Annotated in this window: 16 protein-coding genes; 9 read left to right on the forward strand and 7 right to left on the reverse strand. The window is 70.8% G+C overall.

Translation table 11 applies throughout. The annotated features are described in order from the left end of the window. Nucleotides 1-63: 63 nt before the first annotated feature. Both ACFV61_RS13525 and ACFV61_RS13530 read right to left on the reverse strand, forming a co-directional pair. Entirely contained in the window at nt 64-513 is a 450-nt protein-coding gene (locus ACFV61_RS13525; protein WP_380491699.1) for a TrmO family methyltransferase, read from the reverse strand. 80 nt (nt 514-593) lie between these two features. Next, the gene (locus ACFV61_RS13530; protein WP_380491701.1) at nt 594-1,970 is read right to left on the reverse strand and encodes a Tat pathway signal protein; all 1,377 of its coding nucleotides are present in this window, start codon (nt 1,968-1,970) and stop codon (nt 594-596) included. Between the two features lie 192 nt (nt 1,971-2,162). Here ACFV61_RS13530 and ACFV61_RS13535 point away from each other — a divergent pair, with 192 nt between their 5' ends. The 5 genes from ACFV61_RS13535 to ACFV61_RS13555 all read left to right on the forward strand — a co-directional run bounded on the left by ACFV61_RS13535 (nt 2,163) and on the right by ACFV61_RS13555 (nt 4,745). Continuing rightward, complete coding sequence (locus ACFV61_RS13535) at nt 2,163-2,783, forward strand: ATP-binding protein (RefSeq protein WP_380491703.1); 621 nt, start codon at nt 2,163-2,165, stop codon at nt 2,781-2,783. Continuing rightward, on the forward strand, nt 2,780-3,730 hold the full coding sequence (locus ACFV61_RS13540) for a hypothetical protein (protein ID WP_380491705.1): 951 nt from the start codon (nt 2,780-2,782) through the stop codon (nt 3,728-3,730). Before ACFV61_RS13535 ends, ACFV61_RS13540 begins: the two co-directional genes overlap by 4 nt. A 78-nt stretch (nt 3,731-3,808) precedes the next feature. Next, on the forward strand, nt 3,809-4,051 hold the full coding sequence (locus ACFV61_RS13545) for a hypothetical protein (RefSeq protein ID WP_380491707.1): 243 nt from the start codon (nt 3,809-3,811) through the stop codon (nt 4,049-4,051). Next, complete coding sequence (locus tag ACFV61_RS13550; protein ID WP_380491709.1) at nt 4,038-4,571, forward strand: class IV adenylate cyclase; 534 nt, start codon at nt 4,038-4,040, stop codon at nt 4,569-4,571. The genes ACFV61_RS13545 and ACFV61_RS13550 overlap by 14 nt, the downstream gene beginning before the upstream one ends. Before the next feature lie 15 nt (nt 4,572-4,586). After that, on the forward strand, nt 4,587-4,745 hold the full coding sequence (locus ACFV61_RS13555; protein ID WP_380491711.1) for a hypothetical protein: 159 nt from the start codon (nt 4,587-4,589) through the stop codon (nt 4,743-4,745). 120 nt (nt 4,746-4,865) lie between these two features. Here the strand turns inward: ACFV61_RS13555 and ACFV61_RS13560 are convergent, their stop codons facing one another. The 5 genes from ACFV61_RS13560 to ACFV61_RS13580 form a co-directional block, all read right to left on the reverse strand. Further along, nucleotides 4,866-5,708, reverse strand: coding sequence for a helix-turn-helix domain-containing protein (locus tag ACFV61_RS13560; RefSeq protein ID WP_380491713.1), 843 nt, complete (start codon nt 5,706-5,708; stop codon nt 4,866-4,868). Next, nucleotides 5,705-6,457 (reverse strand): DUF6879 family protein, encoded by a 753-nt coding sequence (locus ACFV61_RS13565; RefSeq protein WP_380491714.1) that lies wholly within the window; start codon nt 6,455-6,457, stop codon nt 5,705-5,707. Before ACFV61_RS13565 ends, ACFV61_RS13560 begins: the two co-directional genes overlap by 4 nt. 113 nt (nt 6,458-6,570) lie before the next feature. Then, nucleotides 6,571-7,473 (reverse strand): 5'-3' exonuclease H3TH domain-containing protein, encoded by a 903-nt coding sequence (locus tag ACFV61_RS13570; RefSeq protein ID WP_380491726.1) that lies wholly within the window; start codon nt 7,471-7,473, stop codon nt 6,571-6,573. A 58-nt stretch (nt 7,474-7,531) separates the two neighbouring features. Continuing rightward, a complete protein-coding gene (locus ACFV61_RS13575; RefSeq protein ID WP_380491716.1) occupies nt 7,532-8,599 on the reverse strand; it encodes a cation diffusion facilitator family transporter in 1,068 nt (355 codons plus the stop codon). A gap of 155 nt (nt 8,600-8,754) precedes the next feature. After that, entirely contained in the window at nt 8,755-9,483 is a 729-nt protein-coding gene (locus ACFV61_RS13580) for a gamma-glutamyl-gamma-aminobutyrate hydrolase family protein (protein WP_063346868.1), read from the reverse strand. Between the two features lie 152 nt (nt 9,484-9,635). Between ACFV61_RS13580 and ACFV61_RS13585 the strand changes: the two genes are divergently transcribed. The 4 genes from ACFV61_RS13585 (at nt 9,636) to ACFV61_RS13600 (ending at nt 14,517) form a co-directional block, all read left to right on the forward strand. Further along, nucleotides 9,636-11,021, forward strand: a complete 1,386-nt coding sequence (locus tag ACFV61_RS13585) for a glutamine synthetase family protein (RefSeq protein WP_363378760.1) — start codon at nt 9,636-9,638, stop codon at nt 11,019-11,021. Nucleotides 11,022-11,026: 5 nt separating this feature from the next. Continuing rightward, nucleotides 11,027-12,412 carry an aldehyde dehydrogenase family protein gene (locus ACFV61_RS13590; protein ID WP_380491718.1) on the forward strand — a complete coding sequence of 462 codons (1,386 nt, stop codon included), beginning with the start codon at nt 11,027-11,029 and terminating at the stop codon, nt 12,410-12,412. A 6-nt stretch (nt 12,413-12,418) separates the two neighbouring features. Then, nucleotides 12,419-13,207, forward strand: coding sequence for a 3-oxoacyl-ACP reductase (locus tag ACFV61_RS13595; RefSeq protein ID WP_063346866.1), 789 nt, complete (start codon nt 12,419-12,421; stop codon nt 13,205-13,207). A gap of 128 nt (nt 13,208-13,335) precedes the next feature. Next, the gene (locus ACFV61_RS13600; RefSeq protein WP_380491720.1) at nt 13,336-14,517 is read left to right on the forward strand and encodes a DUF2510 domain-containing protein; all 1,182 of its coding nucleotides are present in this window, start codon (nt 13,336-13,338) and stop codon (nt 14,515-14,517) included. Nucleotides 14,518-14,581: the final 64 nt, after the last annotated feature.

Genomic DNA, 14,581 nt, shown 5'->3' on the forward strand with positions numbered 1-14,581 from the left:
AGTCGATCAGGTCGACTTCTCGTGGAGAAGGGGCAGCCGAAACGGGCGAGGCGATGCCGATGGTCAGGGCGCGGGAGGCGCCGGGGCGAAGTAGTCGCGGAGCATCTCCGTGGTCCATGCGGGCTGGCGCACTTCTCCGCGTGGTCCGAACTCCTCGAACCAGGGCTTCACTTCGAGGACCGGGGTGCCGTCGATGGCGTCCAGGTCCTCGACGTGCAGGTCCAGGCCGTCGACCTTGAGGAGGCGGCAGCGGGAGGACCCGAGCCAGTTGATGCGTCGCATGTTCCGGTGGCCGAACACGCCGACCTCGGGCCAGTCCGGGTTGTCCCGGGGGCGGCGGGCACCGAAGTTCAGATCGGTCGGGTCGGTCCTGTGGAACCGGAAGATCACGTCGAGGTGGGAGAACTCCTTCAGCCCCTTCGTCGCATCGAGCGGAAACCTGTCGCCGTCCAGCCGGATGATCGCGCGGGTCCCTCCCCAGTGGTCGTCGGTCGGTTCCTTACGGCCTCCCACAACATGACCGAGTGCTTCCACGCTGAAGACGTCACCCACGTGTTTCCCCTCCTGTGAACGGACCGCGCCAGAACGGCGGGTCAGATGGTGGCTGCCAGATAGTCGGCGGCGCGCCTGTCGACGGCGTCGATGTGCTGCACCTTCCGTCCGCGATAGGGCGAAAGCGCACTGCGAATTTGTAGAGCGACCTCGCGGGTGCGGGCGGAGCGGACGGTCTGCATGGCGTCGAGCGACTGGGACCAGATGGTGCAGGCCTCCTCGATGGAGTGCTGCCCGGCCTTCACGAGGCCCAGGTGGCCGAGGGTGACCGCGTGGGTCCTGGTGAACGTGGAAGCCTTACGGGTCGCGACGCTGCGCTCGAACTCCCTTGCTGCACCTTCCAGGTCGCCGAGGTCGCGGAGCGCCGACGCGGTCTCGTGTGCCAAGGAAGCCTCGCCGAAGAAGAACACCCGGGGTGGTTCGTCGTCACCGGGCGAGGCTGCCGACAGATCGCGTTCGGCCTGGAGCAGCGCGGCGTTCGCCTCAGCAGTGCGCCCCGCAGATGCCAGGGTACGTGCATGGACGACGCCGAGCAGGGACCGTTCGCGAGGGCCGGCGAGCCGGTACCGGTCGCCGGCCATCGATGCCTCGGCGACCCTGACGGCATGGTGCGGTTTCCGGAGGTCGACCGCTTGGTGAGCCAGGGCGCGCAGAATGTGCCCGGCCATCGCGGGGTCGTCGGCCTCGGCCGCCAGTTTCACAGCGACGGTGTAGTAGTGCTGGGCGGTGGGGTGCTCGCCGTTGTCGAACGCCGTCCACCCGGCCAGGTAGGCGAGTTCGGATGCTGCGGAGAACATGTCCCGCCGAATCGGGTCGGAGGAGAAGGTGCCTTGGAGGAACTCTCCGACGTCCGTGAGGAGGTACTGCGCGACCGCCGTACGCCCGTGCCCGCCGCCACGGCGCTGGTCGACCTGGGAGAACAGCCTTGCCATCTCCCGGACGGCGTCCACATCGGCCTGACCGGCCCGGCGTTGTGTGATGCCGCGACTCTCCGTTCGGGCCATCTGCTCCCACCAGTTGTCGGGCGGGATGCTCAGCGTCCCGAGCGAGTACGTGAGGGTGCGGAGGAGCTGTCTGCGTTCCACGTCAACGTCGATCCGTCCGAGAGCCGCCAGGGCCTTCAGCGTATCCAAACCCCAGTCGCGTAGATCCGGTTGCTCGTCTCCGAACCCCATCGCAGACAGGGTGATGTCACGGTTCAGCCAGGTGGTGAGTACCTGCGCGAGGTGCTGTGGGATGTTCCCGGAGGGAATGACGCCTTGGCGGACCCACTGCGTGACGGATGCCCGACTCGGTCGTGCCGGATCGTTGTGACTGGCCGCGACGGCGCACAAGGCCCGGGCGAGGGCTTCGTTTGGTCTGCCCGTTTCCCGGATGAGCTGGCCCAGCCGCGAGTTGGGCTGGCGGGTACGCCCCATGGGGTCTCCTGGCGATGCCGTTTAACCGGTTTAACAGCGGAAGGTAGCCGACACCTTACTCCCAGCCACCTTCGACGGTTTGCTGTTCGTGCAAGGCAGTCACATGCCGCACTTCGAATGTTCCGTCATGTTCGGGCACCAGTAGGGATGTTCTCCCGACGGTCCCAGACCCCGAGTGAGTGAGGCGCCCTGATGGAGCCTGGATCACGCATCATCACCACGAGGTTCCCCGCTCAACGGGAACGCATCGGCGATCTCCGCCGCTGGGCCCGTACGGCCGTGCCACTGCTGGGTCTCGGCTTGGACGACCGGCAGCGCGGTGACCTGCTGGGCGACGTGGAACTCGTGCTGTCCGAACTCGGCGCCAACGCCGTGCTGCACGGCTGCGGTGGTGATCGGCCGGATCTGAAGCTGACCGCCTCGCTGGCGTACACCATGGGTGTGCTGCGAGTGTCCGTGTCCGACCCGGGCAGCGGCAGGCCCGAGCGCCGGTCGCTGGGCGACGAAGCGACCTGTGGGCGCGGCCTGGGGCTGGTCATGGGGGTCGTGTCCCGGTTCGGTGTCGAGAGCCTCCCCGAGGGCGGCAAGGAGATCTGGTCTGAGATCGAGCTGCCCGATCCGGTGCGGCCGGCGGCCGCGGTGGTCGAACGGACCGGCCAACGGGGCGGGACGCTGCGCTCGGACACCGTCGCGCGGGAGTTCCGGTCTCGGCCGCCCAGAGTGGGGAGGGGCGGCCCGTTGGTCCTGGCGCGGACCGGGCCGACCTGCGGTCCCGTCCATTCGCTCATTCCGCACCCAAGGGCCACGCCGTGAGCGTCGGACCGCGCACCAGGACGCTGCTCAAGACCACAACCCCGGCCCGCAGACTGGACATTGCGGCGTCCTTCGAGGCCCTGACGCAGGCGGGCGTGGCCACCGGCGACGACGTCGCAAAGGCCGAGCTGGTCAGCGACAGCCCGAACCACCTGTGGTCGCTGCCCACTTCACGCGCGCTCGCCATCGTCCACCCCGACCTGGACGAGGCCGGGGCGCTCATCAAGGGCGCGCAGTTCCTGCGACAGCATCAGGTCCCCGTGACCTCCCCCCGGTACACCGACGTCCGCATGTCTGCCGAGGGCCGGGCCGTGACCTTCTGGCAGGCCCCCGGGAAGCCGAGCGCCGACGCGTCCCTGTCCGCATGGGTGACCGCCCTCACGCACCGGACCGACCCCAGGACGGCCCCGTGGCTCAGGGAGCACGATCCGTTCGCCGGGCTGCTGGACGGCCTGGACGACGCTCCGCTGAACACGGCCTCCAGGAGTTTCCTACGCGACCACGCGGCCCAACTGCGTGAGGAGTGGGACTACCTCGACTGGCCGACACCGGACACCGTCATCCTCGGAGCCCTCGGGATGGCCCCCTGCCACGACGACGGAGTCCACGTCGGGCTCCTGCTACGCCGCCCGCTGACGCGCGGCCACCGCGAGTGGGACCTGGTCGCCGCCCGCTGGCGCTCCGAACTGCTCATCGGCCCCCGCGAAGACCACCGGACCTACGCCGACACCTACCTCTCGTACGAACGGGAGGGCCAGCCCCTGGACCACCCCTACATCGGCGCCTGGTCCGGCTACCAGGTCGTACGCGACGTCGTCGTCCTCGCCACGGTGATGGACACGGTGCGCCGCGCCCACCTCGACGCCAACATCCGCCAGGAGGCGGCCCACCGGGTCACATGCCTGCGCGGTGCCCACCCGGCCCCGTGGAACTGGGGGCTGCGATGACAAGCCCGAACAGGGATATGGAGTTCACATGGACGTGACCCGAGGGCTCTTCATCACCATCGACCGATTTTGCTGGAGGTGGACGAACGCGTCCGCCAGGAGCGGCTTCGTCGGCGGGCCGAGCTGGGAACGCTGAGCTCCTGGCACCGGCGGGAGGAGTCGAACGTGGCCGAAAGCTCCCGTGTGTACCGGGCGTTCGGACTGCTGCGGGTCGACGGCACCGACCGCACGCCTGATGAGGTGGCTCACAGCATCGCCGATACCGTGCGCTCATCTGCCCGTACCGCGCTGAGGAAGGCAATTCCCCATGACCGCAACTGAGTTCGAAGCGAAGATCCTCAACGTCGATCCGGAGAAGATCCGCGTGCTCCTGACCGAGGCCGGGGCTGAGCACGTGGTCGACCGCTTCCAGCGCCGCTATGTCTACGACATCCCCGGCCGGCCGGGTGCGTGGGTCCGGCTGCGTGACACCGGCACCGACGTCACGTTGTGCGTCAAGGAGATCCACTCCGATGCGATCGACGGCGTGACCGAAACGGAGGCGACCGTCGGTGGCTTCGACGCCACGAACACGCTCCTCGGCAAGCTCGGCTACCAGCCGAAGGCGTACCAGGAGAACCGCCGGTCCTCCTGGACGCTTGGCGGCGCGGCCGTCGAGATCGACCACTGGCCGTTGATCCCCCCGTACCTGGAGATCGAGGGCGACAGCGCCGAACACGTCCATGCGACCGCCCTCGCGCTCAGGCTTCCTCTGGAGGAGCTGACGAGCGAGAACACGACCAAGGTCTACCGCCGGTACGGGATCGACATCGACGCGATTCCCCGGCTCACGTTCGAATGACAGGAGACGAGCCTCGTGGCCGATCTGTCGAAGAGCGGGATCGTGGAAGAGGTGCAGGCCTTCAAGGACGCCGAAGTCCGGCAGCTGACGAGCGAGTACGGTGCCGCCGCTGCTGGTCGGTATCGACGCTCACGCCGAGGTGTGGACCAGCCGCCAACCGCTGCGAGTTCGTGATCATCGCTCAACTCCCGTGCCGATCGGAGCCATCGGCAGGACGTTAAGCGGACGAGATTCGCCGGCGGGAGCATGATTCTCGAATATTCCAGCCCCGGCAGCTGGGGTGCGTGGGAATTCTCAGGCAGAACCGAGTGCCCTGCGGCACCGCGTGATGATGCGGTGGGCGTCCGGTCCGTAGACGGCCGCGCCGGCCAGCGTCTCCCACACACGCAGGTACAGCGTCACGTTGTCGGGCTGGTCCAACCACAGCTCCGCGTGCCAGTCCTCGACGATGACGAGCCGTTCGTCGTGAATCCAAAATCCGTTGGCAGGAGGCAACCCGAGTGAGGCTTCGAACGGCACGATGCCCAAGGAGACGGTATCCAGTCCGACCACACCGCTGAGTCGGTCAAGTTGCGCGGCTAGCACGGCCGGTGGGCACACCAGGGCGCGTAGTGCGGATTCCCACATGACGATGTGGTATCGCTTGCCTGGCCGGTACAGGCTTTCCTGTCGCTGGACGCGGGCTCGAACGGCGTCCTCTACATCGCGCGGCGACTGGTGGAGGCTGACGTACGCGCTGAAGACGTGCCGCGCGTAGTCGGCCGTCTGGAGCATGCCGACGATCAGGGAACTCTCCCACGCGCGCATGACGGTCGAGCGTTCGTACTCGATGGTCAGCGTGTCCTGTACCGGTTTGTGTCCGGCGGCCAACTGCCGTCGCCAGGTGCGGGTCCCCGACTCGAAGGCCCGTAGCCTGGCCGACAGCTCGGGCGCTGTGTGGGGTTGTCCGACGCCCTCGGCCCAGGCCTTGAGGTCGTCGTGAGTGGCCGTCTGTCGGCCGGTCTCCAGCTTGCTGACCTTGGATTGCGTCCAGCCCAGACGGTCGGCCAGTTGCCTGCCTGTGAGACCGCCCTCGGTGCGCAGCTCACGGAGCCGCAGACCGAGGGCGATTCTTGCTTGTTGGAAGTCGGTGCTCACATGGCGGACGGTACCTCAGCGCCGAATTCGCGGCTCGGCGTGGCGAAGTGCCAGGCAGCGTCCCGTACCTGGCAGGCGCGGGCCACCTGCACCGGGTCGGTGATCAGTTCGATGTCGGTCAGGTCGTCGTCGGCGTCGAAGTGCAGCAAGGCGATGACGCGCGAGTCGAACAGCCAGGCGTCCTCCTGCGGAAGACCCAGGCGTTCGGCGTCGGCCCGCCAGAGGTACCGGGTGTCCTCGCCGACGGCGTTGTTCCGTTCGGCGTTGTCGAGCAGGTACCGCTGCCCCAGGGTGGGCGGGTTGTCCATGATCCGCACCCGCTCGAACCGTTTGCCCAGGGCCGCCTGTTCGCGGCGCGAGCGGCACCAGGGGTCGTCCAGGTCCCATCCGGGCGCCATCCCGGCAGCGAACCGGCGGTAGGTTTCGGTCTGCTCGTCGGAGCGGTACCGGCGGCGGGTCTCCAGCCGGAAGGCCGTGTGCTGGAAGCTCTTGAACATGTTCTCGAACTCTTCGTAGCCGATCAGCACGCGTTCCCGGTCCACGTCGCGCGGCGCGAAGTCCGCGAGCAGCGCGCGGGGCACGATCACGAACCCTTCGCCGGGCTTGATGTTGCGGAGTTGGGCGATCTCGTCGGGGTCGGTCACGACATCGCCCTGCACCAACACCTCCCCGGTGTCGACGTCCTCGTAGAGCGTCGGGCATCCGCTGTTTCCGGAGTTGCTTCCGATGTACCGCAGTCGTCGGCTCACAGCCGCTCCCCTCGCTGTCGGTCAGGCGGAATCAGGATGCCCGGGGACCGGCCCGAGGGGAGTGCCGATTCGCGAATATTCTCCTGGCGCGGCGGAAAGGCCCCGCGTGGTGGTCAGCGGGTGGCGAGGGACTCCAGGAGGCGTTCGAGGGAGGTGCCGAGGCCCCAGCGGGTGGCGAGGTCTTCGAGGGTCATCGGGTCGAGCGGCTCGTGGGGGAGGGCCGGGTCGAAGGTGGGGAGGGGGGCGTCGGGGGCGACGCGGACGACGGTGGGGGCGACGTCGAGGTAGGCGGCGCCTTCGACGAGGTTGCGGCGGCGGGCCGGGGTGAGCTTGGAGGAGAGGTCGAGGGCGGCGGCGCGGATGGTGGTGAGGTCGCCGTACTCGTTGATGAGCTGGGCGGCGGTCTTCTCGCCGATGCCCTTGACGCCGGGCAGGCCGTCGCTCGGGTCCCCGCGCAGGGCGGCCATGTCGGCGTACTGGGCGCCGCGCACGCCGTACTTCTCCAGGAGCAGCGCGTCGTCGGTGATCTGCAGGTTGCCCATGCCCTTGACCGGGTAGAGCACGGTGATCTCGCGGGCGTCGTCGACCAGTTGGAACAGGTCGCGGTCGCCGGTGACGATCTGTACGGGCCCCTGGGCGCGGGCGGTGAGGGTGCCGATCACGTCGTCGGCCTCGTAGCCGGGGGAGCCGACGCGGGCGATGCCGAGCGCGTCCAGCACCTGTTCGATCACCGGGACCTGCGGGGCGAGCGTGTCCGGCACCTCCTCCTCGCCGTCCTGGGCCGCCTCGGCGACCCGGTGGGTCTTGTACGAGGGGAGGAGGTCGACCCGCCACTGCGGGCGCCAGTCGGCGTCCATGCAGGCGACGAGCTGGTCGGGGTGGTGGTCGTGGACCAGCCGGGCGATGAAGTCCAGCAGGCCGCGGACGGCGTTGACCGGTTCGCCCTGGGGGGAGCGCAGGGTGTCCGGCACGCCGTAGTAGGCCCGGAAGTACAGGCTGGCGGAGTCGAGGAGCATCAGTCGCGGTGCGGTCACGTGTCAGATCATGCCGCACCGCGACGACAGGAGGGCGGCTTCAGTGTTCGTGCGGGCCGGCGCGGTGGACCGGGCCGTGCGCGTCGGCGCAGTGTTCGGCGGGCTGTTCGCCGGGGGCGGCGATCTGGAGCAGGGCGCCGGCCGCGTCTTCGCCGACGTGGTCGACCTGGAGCGTGCTGTGGGTGATGCCGTACTCGTCGGCCAGTCCGCGCTGGAGCTCGCGCCGGACGGCGTGGCAGTCGCCGCCGGGGGTGACGAGGATGTGTGCGGACAGGGCGGGCTGGTTGGAGGTGATCTCCCAGATGTGCAGGTCGTGGATCTCCTCGACCAGCGGCTGGGCGACCATCCGGTCGGCCACCGCGTCCGGGTCGATGCCGGCCGGGGCGGCCTCCAGGAAGATCCGCCCGGAGTCGCGGACCAGGCCGATGCCGGCCTTGAGCATCAGCGCGACGACGACCAGCGAGGCGATCGCGTCGGCCCGGACGAAGCCGGTGGTCAGCATGACGGCGCCGGCGACGGCGGTGGCGATGAACGCGTACAGGTCGGTGAGCACGTGCTGGAAGGCGCCCTCGACGTTGAGCGAGCTGCGGTTGGCCTTCGACATGCACCAGGCGGCGGCCAGGTTGACGACGATCCCGATCAGTGCGGTGACCAGCACCAGTGAGCCGGCGACCTCCGGCGGTTCGAACAGCCGGGTGACGGCCTCGTAGCCCAGCCAGGCGGACAGCACCAGCAGGGTGACGCCGTTGGCCTGGGCGGACAGGATCTCGGCGCGCTTGAGGCCGTACGTGTAGCCGCCGCGGGCCGGGCGGGCGGCGAGGCGCATCGCGACCAGCGCGAGGACGATCGAGGCGGCGTCGGTGAGCATGTGCGCCGCGTCGGAGATCAGGGCCAGGGACTTCGCGGCGAAGCCGACGACGACCTCGCCGGCCATGAAGATGACGATGAGCGTGAGGGCGCTGAGCAGCCAGCGGCGGTCGGCGTCGGCGGCGACACCGTGCGAGTGGCCGCCGTGGCCGCCGAGTCCGCCGTGCCGGTGTCCGCCGTGGTCGTGCGCGTGCTTATGGTCATGCGCATGATCAGTGTGGGAATGCTCGTGCCCGGCCATCGAAGTCCTCTCTGGACGCACGGGTGGGGAGGGGAGGGGCGCGATCGCCCTGCACCCGAAGTGAACCGCAGAACGGACAAAGATCCAAAGGCTGTACTGGTGACCGTTGTCGTTGCCGTTGAGCGGTCCGTTCCGCCCGGGCGGGCGGGCCCCGGCTACCCGATCAGCGCGGTGTCCAACTGCGCCGCGGTGGCCGCCCGGACCAGGGCCCGCATCACCCGCAGGTCCTCCCCCTGCTCCGGGTGCCACTGCACGCCCAGGGTGAACCCCGGGCCCTCGACCGCCTCGACCGTCCCGTCCGGCGCGTGGGCCGAGACCCGCAGGCCCGCCCCGACCCGGTCGACGGCCTGGTGGTGGAAGGTCGGCACCTCCACCTCGCTCTCCGGCAGCAGCCCGCCGAGCAGCGTCCCCGGCACCGGCCGCACCAGGTGTGTCCCGTAGCCGCCGTCCGCGCCGCCGTGGACGTCCACCGGCACGACGTCCGGCAGGTGCTGGACGAGCGTCCCGCCGCAGACGACGTTGAGCACCTGCATGCCCCGGCAGATCCCCAGCAGCGGCATCCCGGCCGCCAGGGCCGCCCGCAGCAGGGCCGACTCCCACCGGTCCCGTTCGGGGGAGTCGACCTCGGTGCGGGGGTGGGCGGGCTGACCGTAGTAGGCGGGGTCGATGTCGGGCCCGCCCGCGATGACGAGGGCGTCGAGCCGGGCGAGCACCTCGGGTGCGCGGTCGGGGGAGTCGGGCGGGAGCAGCACCGCGATCCCGCCGGACTCCTGGACGTATGCGGTGTACCGCTCGGGCACCAGGGCCACCCGGCGGCCCTGCCAGTTGCTCCAACTCGCGTCGACCAGGTAGGTGCTGACGCCGATGAAAGGCCTGCGATCCATGGCGGGCATTCTCCCCCCGCACCGCCTGATCCCCCGTCAACCACGCATGTCGGCGCGCCACACCTGTCCGCCCTCTTCCGCGCCGTCCGCCGCAGGCCGTACGGTTCGCTGTGACCGCTTGAACTCGAAGAGTGATCGTGGAGGGTTCCGTCATGCCCGAGAACGCCGCCGCGGGCGTGCCGCCCCGGGCGCCGCTGACCCTGGACGAACTGCGCACGCTGGTGGACACCGGCGAGGTCCACACCGTGGCGCTGGCGTTCACGGACATGCAGGGGCGCCTGCAGGGCAAGCGCTTCGCTGCCCGCTTCTTCCTGGACGAGGTGGTCGAGCACGGCGCCGAGGCCTGCGACTACCTGCTCGCCGTGGACGTCGACCTGAACACCGTCGACGGCTACGCCTTCTCCTCCTGGGCCACCGGCTACGGCGACTTCGCGATGCGCCCCGACCTCGGCACCCTGCGGCTGACCCCCTGGCAGCCGGGCACCGCGCAGGTGACCGCGGACCTGGCCCGGCACGGCGGCCACCCGGTGGACGCGGCCCCCCGCCAGCTGTTGCGCCGCCAGATCGCGCGCCTGGCGGAGTACGGGCTGGCGGCCGACATCGGGACCGAGTTGGAGTTCCTGGTGTTCCGGGACACCTACGAGCAGGCCTGGCTGGGCGGTTACCGCGGCCTGACGCCGGCGAACCTGTACAACGTGGACTACTCGATGCTGGGCACCGCCCGGGTCGAGCCGCTGCTGTCCCGGATCCGCAACGAGATGGCGGGCGCCGGGCTGGTGGTGGAGTCGGCCAAGGGCGAGTGCAACCTCGGCCAGCACGAGATCGCCTTCCGCTACGCGGACGCGCTGACCACCTGCGACCAGCACAGCGTCTACAAGACGGGCGCGAAGGAGATCGCCGCGCAGCAGGGGTGCGCGCTGACCTTCATGGCCAAGTACAACGAGCGCGAGGGCAACAGCTGCCACATCCACCTGTCGCTGCGGGACGCGGTGGGCGCGCCGGCCTTCGCCGACCGGGACGGCCGGATGACCGACACCATGCGGCACTTCCTGGCCGGCCAGCTGACGGCGCTGCGCGAGTTCAGCCTGCTGTACGCGCCGAACATCAACTCCTACAAGCGCTACCGCCAGGGCTCGTTCGCCCCGACGGCGGTGGCCTGGGGCCGGGACAACCGGACCTGCGCCTACCGGGTGGTCGGCCACGGCCAGGGCCTGCGGATGGAGAACCGGGTGCCGGGCGGGGACGTCAACCCGTACCTGGCGGTGGCCGGGATGATCGCGGCCGGCCTGCACGGGCTGCAGCGGAAACTGGAGCTGCCGGCGCCGTGCCTGGGCAACGCCTACGCCGTCGAGGAGTACGCCCGGGTGCCCGGTTCGCTGCGCGAGGCCGCGGAGTTGTGGGGCGACAGCGAGCTGGCCCGGGTGGCCTTCGGCGACGACGTGGTCGAGCACTACCTGAACATGGCCCGGGTGGAGCAGTGCGCCTTCGACGGCACCGTCACCGACTGGGAGCGCTACCGATCCTTCGAACGGATGTGAGGCCGATGACCGACCCCACCGACCCCACCGACCCCACCGTCAGCACCGTCCGCAATCCCGCCACCGGCGAGGTGCTAGCCACCGTCCCGGACACCACCGCGGGGCAGGTGGACGCGGCGGTCCAGCGCGCGTCGAAGGCCCAGCCGGCCTGGGCGGCGCTGGCACCGGGCGAACGGGCCCGACTGCTGCGCCGGTTCGCCGACCAGGTCGAGGTGCACGTGCCGGAACTGGCCGCACTGGAGGTGCGCGAGGCCGGCCACACCGTGGGCAACGCCCGCTGGGAGGCCGGCAACGTCCGGGACCTGCTGGAGTACGCGGCCGGGGGAGTGGAACGCCTGACCGGCCGCCAGATCCCGGTGGCCGGCGGCCTGGACGTGACCTTCCACGAGCCGGTCGGCGTGGTCGGGGTGATCGCGCCGTGGAACTTCCCGATGCCGATCGCCGCCTGGGGCTTCGCGCCGGCCCTGGCGGCGGGCAACGCCGTCCTGCTCAAGCCCGCCGAGGCGACCCCGCTCACCGCGCTGCGGCTGGCCGAACTCGCCCTGGCGGCAGGGCTGCCGGAGGGCCTGTTCCAGGTGCTGCCGGGCCCGGGCGCGACGACCGGCCGGGCCCTGGTGGACCACCCGGCGGTCCGCAAGATCGTCTTCACCGGCTCGACCGTGGTCGGCAAGGAGGTGGCCGCCCGCTGCGCGGCCCGGGCCAAGCGGGTCACCCTGGAGCTGGGCGGCAAGAGCCCCAGCATCGTCTTCGCCGACGCCGACCTGGCCCGCGCCGCGGACCCGATGTCCTTCGCCGACAACAGCGGCCAGGACTGCTGCGCCCGCAGCCGGATCCTGGTCCAACGCGAGGCGTACGACGACTTCCTGGCGCTGCTGCTGCCCGCCGTCGAGGCGCTGCGCACCGGCGACCCGGCGGACCCCGAGACCCGGCTGGGCCCGCTGATCTCGGCCGCCCAGGTGCGCCGGGTCGCCTCCTACGTCACCCCGGACCTGCCGGTGCTGGCCCGCGGCGCGGTGCCGGACGGGCCCGGCTACTGGTACCCGCCGACGGTGATCGCGCCGGCCGACCCGGAGGTGCCGGCCGTCACCGAGGAGATCTTCGGCCCGGTCGCCGCCGTCCTGCCGTTCACCGACGAGGCGGACGCGCTGCGGCTGGCCAACGCCACCCGCTACGGCCTGTCCGGCTCGATCTGGACCAGGGACCTCGGCCGGGCGCTGCGGCTGGCCCGCGGCGTCGCGGCGGGCAACCTGTCGGTCAACTCGCACTCCTCGGTGCGGTACTGGACGCCGTTCGGCGGCTACGGCGAGTCCGGGGTCGGCCGGGAGCTGGGGCCGGACGCGCTGCGCCACTTCACCGAGACCAAGAACGTCTTCATCCACAGCGAGGAGTAGCAGCCGATGACGGAGAACGACGCCCCGGTGTGCCGCCGCCTGGTCGGCCGCACCGCCGTGATCACCGGCGCCGGCAGCGGGATCGGCCTGGCGGCCGCCCGCCGGCTCGCCTCGGAGGGCGCGAAGGTGGTCTGCGCGGACCTGGACGAGCAGTCCGGGCGGGCGGCCGCCAAGGAGGTCGGCGGCCTGTTCGTGCACACCGACGTCACCGACCCGTACATGGTCGAGGCGCTGTTCGACGAGGCGTACGAGACGTACGGGAGCGTGGACGTCGCGTTCAACAACGCGGGCATCTCGCCGCCGGAGGACGACTCGATCCTGACCACCGGCCTGGACGCCTGGCGCAAGGTCCAGGAGGTCAACCTGACCTCGGTGTACCTGTGCTGCAAGGCCGCGCTGCCGTACATGCGGCGGCACGGGCGGGGCTCGATCATCAACACGGCCAGCTTCGTGGCCCGGATGGGTGCGGCCACCTCGCAGATCTCGTACACCGCCTCCAAGGGCGGGGTGCTGGCGATGTCCCGGGAACTGGGCGTGCAGTTCGCCCGGGAGGGGATCCGGGTGAACGCGCTGTCGCCGGGGCCGGTGGACACCCCGCTGCTGCGGGAGCTGTTCGCCACGGACCCGGAGCGGGCGGCCCGCCGGCTGGTGCACATCCCGCTGGGCCGGTTCGCCCGGGCCGAGGAGATCGCCGCCGCGGTGGCCTTCCTGGCGAGCGACGACTCGTCCTTCATCACGGCGAGCGAGTTCCTGGTGGACGGCGGCATCTCGGGCGCCTACGTGACCCCGCTGTAGCCCCGGGCGGGCCCGACGGTCCTGAGCGTGCCCGTCGCGCCCCTTCTCACCGTAATCTCATCGAAAACCACCGGAATTCGAGGCCGCGCTGATTTCGCGCTTATCCGCGTGCCTTTAGATTCTCTGTTGTGAGCGAGCAGATTCCCGCCGGGTGGTACCCGGACCCGAAGGACACCGGCGGCGACCCGAGGCCGCAGCGCTGGTGGGACGGCAGGGGTTGGACGGCCAGCACCCGGCCCGCACCCTCGGACGCCCCGGAGCCGGTGCCCCCGGCGACCGGGGCTCCGGGGCCGGGGCCGGCCGGCGACCCCACGGTGCTGCAGGGCGAGGTGCTGGACAGCGGGCCGACCGTCCGCTACCCGGAGCCGCCGCCCTTCGGCACCGCCTACGGCTCCGAGGCACCGCCGCCGCGCAAGCCCCGGCGCCGGCCGTCCCCGATGATGATCGCCGCCACCGTCGCGGCGCTGCTCGGTCTGGGCACCGGCTCCGGGATCACCTTCCTGGCGATGGACGGCCAGAGCGACAACCGCCCGCAGCGCAGCGCCCGGCAGGCCGTGCCGAACGGCGAGAACGGCCCCTGGAACGGCTTCCCGGGCCTCGGCGGCAACGGGAACGGCGGCAGCGGGAACGGCAACAACGGCAACGGTGGCAACAACAACGGCGGTAGCGGCGACGGCAGCAACGGGACCGGTGGAAACGGCGGGAACGGCGGGAGCGGCGGGAACGGGAACGGCGGCAGCGGCAAGGCCAGGCCCGGCGCCGGCAACGCGATCGACCTGGTGAACGGGCTCACCCTGCCCGTCCCCTCCGGCTGGCAGGGCGGCTACACCAACGACGGCTACGCCTCGGTCGTCGTCGGCTCGTACCAGTGTCCGGACGGCAACGGCTTGTGCAGCCTCGGCGGGGTGACCACCGGCCGGATCGACGGCGGCGGTACCGACGCCCAGGCGGCCGCCAAGGCCGACATCGACAAGGCGGCCAAGGACTCGTACGGCGCCATCACCGGGCACCAGGAGCTGAAGTCCGAGGCGGTCAAGGTCAACGGCCAGGACGGCTACCTGGTCCGCTGGAAGGTCGACGCGCCCAAGGGCAACAACGGCTACGTGCAGACGGTGGTCTTCCCGTCCACCGACGGCAAGTCGCTGATCTCCGTGCACTTCGGCTTCGACATCGCCGACAAGGCGCCGGACCTCGGCCTGATGGACACCATCGTCAACGGCATCGCCGACTTCAAGGGCAAGCTGCCGTCCATCCCGGGCGGCGGGCTCCCCGGCGGCGCCACCGGTGGCACCGGCGGCACCAGCACCTGAGCGGCACCAGCACCTGAGCCACCCGCTCCTCACACGGCGGCGGCCCACCCGGAGAGCACTCTCC

The organism is Kitasatospora sp. NPDC059817, assembly GCF_042731835.1.
Lineage (GTDB): Bacteria > Actinomycetota > Actinomycetes > Streptomycetales > Streptomycetaceae > Kitasatospora.